The 5,216-nt window shown below is 57.9% G+C and carries 3 rRNA genes; all 3 read left to right on the forward strand.

The window, feature by feature from the left end:
* Positions 1–4: 4 nt before the first annotated feature.
* The 3 genes from ACLQ23_RS31450 to rrf all read left to right on the forward strand — a co-directional run bounded on the left by ACLQ23_RS31450 (position 5) and on the right by rrf (position 5,210).
* Positions 5–1,519, forward strand: a 16S ribosomal RNA gene (locus tag ACLQ23_RS31450).
* A 379-nt stretch (positions 1,520–1,898) separates the two neighbouring features.
* A 23S ribosomal RNA gene (locus tag ACLQ23_RS31455) occupies positions 1,899–5,007 on the forward strand.
* Positions 5,008–5,093: 86 nt separating this feature from the next.
* Positions 5,094–5,210, forward strand: a 5S ribosomal RNA gene (gene rrf / locus ACLQ23_RS31460).
* The 16S, 23S and 5S rRNA genes sit together here, the layout of an rRNA operon.
* Positions 5,211–5,216: the final 6 nt, after the last annotated feature.

Below are 5,216 nucleotides of genomic sequence, written 5' to 3' on the forward strand. Positions count from 1 at the left end.
TTTTTTGTTGGAGAGTTTGATCCTGGCTCAGGACGAACGCTGGCGGCGTGCTTAACACATGCAAGTCGAGCGGAAAGGCCCTTCGGGGTACTCGAGCGGCGAACGGGTGAGTAACACGTGAGCAACCTGCCCCAAGCTTTGGGATAACCCTCGGAAACGGGGGCTAATACCGAATATTACTGCTGGTCGCATGGCTGGTGGTGGAAAGTTTTTCGGCTTGGGATGGGCTCGCGGCCTATCAGCTTGTTGGTGGGGTGATGGCCTACCAAGGCGACGACGGGTAGCCGGCCTGAGAGGGCGACCGGCCACACTGGGACTGAGACACGGCCCAGACTCCTACGGGAGGCAGCAGTGGGGAATATTGCACAATGGGCGGAAGCCTGATGCAGCGACGCCGCGTGAGGGATGACGGCCTTCGGGTTGTAAACCTCTTTCAGCAGGGACGAAGCGTAAGTGACGGTACCTGCAGAAGAAGCACCGGCCAACTACGTGCCAGCAGCCGCGGTAAGACGTAGGGTGCGAGCGTTGTCCGGATTTATTGGGCGTAAAGAGCTCGTAGGCGGCTTGTCGCGTCGACCGTGAAAACTTGGGGCTCAACTCCAAGCCTGCGGTCGATACGGGCAGGCTAGAGTTCGGTAGGGGAGACTGGAATTCCTGGTGTAGCGGTGAAATGCGCAGATATCAGGAGGAACACCGGTGGCGAAGGCGGGTCTCTGGGCCGATACTGACGCTGAGGAGCGAAAGCGTGGGGAGCGAACAGGATTAGATACCCTGGTAGTCCACGCTGTAAACGTTGGGCGCTAGGTGTGGGGAGCCTCTCCGGTTCTCTGTGCCGCAGCTAACGCATTAAGCGCCCCGCCTGGGGAGTACGGCCGCAAGGCTAAAACTCAAAGGAATTGACGGGGGCCCGCACAAGCGGCGGAGCATGCGGATTAATTCGATGCAACGCGAAGAACCTTACCTGGGTTTGACATGGCCGCAAAACCTCCAGAGATGGGGGGTCCTTCGGGGGCGGTCACAGGTGGTGCATGGCTGTCGTCAGCTCGTGTCGTGAGATGTTGGGTTAAGTCCCGCAACGAGCGCAACCCTCGTTCGATGTTGCCAGCGCGTTATGGCGGGGACTCATCGAAGACTGCCGGGGTCAACTCGGAGGAAGGTGGGGATGACGTCAAGTCATCATGCCCCTTATGTCCAGGGCTTCACGCATGCTACAATGGCCGGTACAATGGGCTGCGATACCGTGAGGTGGAGCGAATCCCAAAAAGCCGGTCTCAGTTCGGATCGGGGTCTGCAACTCGACCCCGTGAAGTCGGAGTCGCTAGTAATCGCAGATCAGCAACGCTGCGGTGAATACGTTCCCGGGCCTTGTACACACCGCCCGTCACGTCACGAAAGTCGGCAACACCCGAAGCCGGTGGCCCAACCCTTGTGGAGGGAGCCGTCGAAGGTGGGGCTGGCGATTGGGACGAAGTCGTAACAAGGTAGCCGTACCGGAAGGTGCGGCTGGATCACCTCCTTTCTAAGGAGCACCATCCACCGAAAGGTGGCATGGAGCCCGCACCGCCCGAATGTGGTGGTGGGGTGCTCAGATGGCGGAGACACTGGCAAGTTCTGCCTCGGCAACGGCCGGCGGCGCCTAGTACAGCCACCTTCGGGTGGTGGGAACGGTTGCGGTTGGTGCGGCTGAGGGGGAATGTAAGGCACCCTGTTGGGTCCTGAAAGAACAACCGTTGGTTGTTGTTTCAGAGACTTGTCTGGCCCTCCGGTGTGGGGGCTGGTGGTCTGCCAGGCATGGCCTGGTCCCGCATACCGTCCGCTGTGGTGGTGCTGGTGTGGGGCTTGTGGGTTGTGGGTTGGTCGTTTGTTGAGAATTGCACAGTGGACGCGAGCATCTTTGTGGTCAAGTTGTCAAGGGCGAACGGTGAATGCCTTGGCACCAGGAGCCGATGAAGGACGTGGGAGGCCGCGATAGGCCTGGGGGAGCTGTCAACCAAGCTGTGATCCCAGGGTGTCCGAATGGGGAAACCTGGCACCAGTCATGTGGTGTCACCCACACCTGAACACATAGGGTGTGTGGGGGGAACGCGGGGAAGTGAAACATCTCAGTACCCGTAGGAAGAGAAAACAAATAGTGATTCCGTGAGTAGTGGCGAGCGAAAGCGGATTGAGGCTAAACCGGCTGCGTGTGATACCTGTCAGGGGTTGCGTGGTCGGGGTTGTGGGACCCTACTGAACAAGCTGACACTTGTTCGAGGAGTTACAAAGTTAGTGGCTAGTCGAACAGTCTGGAATGGCTGACCGTAGACGGTGAAAGTCCGGTAGGTGAAAGTTGCTGACCTTCTGTGGGTGTTCCCGAGTAGCGGCGGACCCCTGAAATCTGCCGTGAATCTGCCAGGACCACCTGGTAAGCCTAAATACTTCCTGGTGACCGATAGCGGACGAGTACCGTGAGGGAATGGTGAAAAGTACCCCGGGAGGGGAGTGAAATAGTACCTGAAACCGTTCGCCTACAATCCGTCGGAGCCTTGCGGGGTGACGGCGTGCCTTTTGAAGAATGAGCCTGCGAGTTAGTGGCATGTGGCGAGGTTAACCCGTGTGGGGGAGCCGTAGCGAAAGCGAGTCTGAATAGGGCGATTCAGTCGCGTGTCCTAGACCCGAAGCGGAGTGATCTAGCCATGGGCAGGCTGAAGCGCGGGTAAGACCGCGTGGAGGGCCGAACCCACCAACGTTGAAAAGTTGGGGGATGACCTGTGGTTAGGGGTGAAAGGCCAATCAAACTCCGTGATAGCTGGTTCTCCCCGAAATGCATTTAGGTGCAGCGTCGCGTGTTTCTTGCCGGAGGTAGAGCACTGGATGGTCTAGGGGGCCCACAAGCTTACCGAAATCAGCCAAACTCCGAATGCCGGTAAGTGAGAGCGCGGCAGTGAGACTGCGGGGGATAAGCTTCGTAGTCGAGAGGGAAACAGCCCAGATCACCAGCTAAGGCCCCTAAGCGTGTGCTAAGTGGAAAAGGATGTGGGGTCGCATAGACAACCAGGAGGTTGGCTTAGAAGCAGCCACCCTTTAAAGAGTGCGTAATAGCTCACTGGTCAAGTGGTTCCGCGCCGACAATGTAGCGGGGCTCAAGCACACCGCCGAAGCTGTGGCATTCACATTTTAACCTCGCTTGGACGTGATTCCTTGTGCAGGTGTGTGGATGGGTAGGGGAGCGTCGTGCCGCGAGTGAAGCAGCGGGGTGACCCAGTTGTGGACGCGGCACGAGTGAGAATGCAGGCATGAGTAGCGAAAGAAGGGTGAGAAACCCTTCCGCCGGATGACCAAGGGTTCCAGGGCCAGGCTAATCCGCCCTGGGTGAGTCGGGACCTAAGGCGAGGCCGAGAGGCGTAGTCGATGGACAACGGGTTGATATTCCCGTACCCGCGAAAGAGCGTCCCTGATGAACCTCGTTGTGCTAACCACCCAAACCGGCTGCGACCTTCGGGTCAAGGTTGGGGAGCGTGGGAACCTGGCGGGTAGTAGTCAAGCGATGGGGTGACGCAGGAAGGTAGCTGAGCCCGGCCGGTGGTTGTGCCGGGGTAAGCGTGTAGGCCGTGTCGTAGGCAAATCCGCGACACTTGAGGCTGAGACGTGATGCCGAGCCGATTCAGGTGAAGTCAGTGATCCTATGCTGCCGAGAAAAGCCTCTAGCGAGTTCTTAGCGGCCCGTACCCCAAACCGACACAGGTGGTCAGGTAGAGAATACCGAGGCGATCGGGCGAACTGTGGTTAAGGAACTCGGCAAATTGCCCCCGTAACTTAGGGAGAAGGGGGGCCGGAGACGTGAAGCCCCGCGCGGGTGGAGCGTTGTATGGCCGCAGAGAGCAGGGGGAAGCGACTGTTTACTAAAAACACAGGTCCATGCGAAGAAGTAATTCGATGTATATGGACTGACGCCTGCCCGGTGCTGGAACGTTAAGGGGACCTGTTAGCTCTTCGGGGCGAAGCGGAGAACTTAAGCGCCAGTAAACGGCGGTGGTAACTATAACCATCCTAAGGTAGCGAAATTCCTTGTCGGGTAAGTTCCGACCTGCACGAATGGCGTAACGACTTCCCCACTGTCTCAACCACAGGCCCGGCGAAATTGCAGTACGAGTAAAGATGCTCGTTACGCGCGGCAGGACGGAAAGACCCCGGGACCTTTACTATAGCTTGACATTGGTACTCGAATTAGCTTGTGTAGGATAGGTGGGAGCCGGTGAAGTCCATACGCCAGTATGGGTGGAGGCAATCTTGAAATACCACTCTGGTTGATTTGGGTATCTAACTTCGGACCGTTATCCGGTTCAGGGACAGTGTCTGGTGGGTAGTTTAACTGGGGCGGTTGCCTCCTAAAGGGTAACGGAGGCGCCCAAAGGTTCCCTCAGCCTGGTTGGCAATCAGGTGTTGAGTGCAAGTACACAAGGGAGCTTGACTGTGAGACTGACAGGTCGAGCAGGGACGAAAGTCGGGACTAGTGATCCGGCACTTGCGAGTGGAAGCGGTGTCGCTCAACGGATAAAAGGTACCCCGGGGATAACAGGCTGATCTTCCCCAAGAGTCCATATCGACGGGATGGTTTGGCACCTCGATGTCGGCTCGTCGCATCCTGGGGCTGTAGCAGGTCCCAAGGGTTGGGCTGTTCGCCCATTAAAGCGGTACGCGAGCTGGGTTTAGAACGTCGTGAGACAGTTCGGTCCCTATCCGCCGTGCGCGTAGGATACTTGAGAAGGGCTGTCCCTAGTACGAGAGGACCGGGACGGACGAACCTCTGGTGTGCCAGTTGTCCCGCCAGGGGCACGGCTGGTTAGCTACGTTCGGAAGGGATAACCGCTGAAAGCATCTAAGCGGGAAGCCTGCTTCAAGATGAGGTATCCCACCCACCTTTGGTGGGGTAAGGCCCCCAGCTAGACGACTGGGTTGATAGGCCGGAAATGTAAGCCCGGTAACGGGTTCAGTTGACCGGTACTAATAGGCCGAGGACTTGACTACTAAGCTGCTACGCGTCCACTGTGCAACTCTAGACAAACGAACAACAAACCCCAGTTGTGTGGTGTTGTTTGATATGTCTATAGAGTTACGGCGGTCATGGCGGAGGGGAAACGCCCGGTTACATTCCGAACCCGGAAGCTAAGCCCTCCAGCGCCGATGGTACTGCACTCGTGAGGGTGTGGGAGAGTAGGACACCGCCGGACAATCTT

Source organism: Micromonospora sp. DT41, from assembly GCF_049841715.1.
Lineage (GTDB): Bacteria > Actinomycetota > Actinomycetes > Mycobacteriales > Micromonosporaceae > Micromonospora > Micromonospora profundi.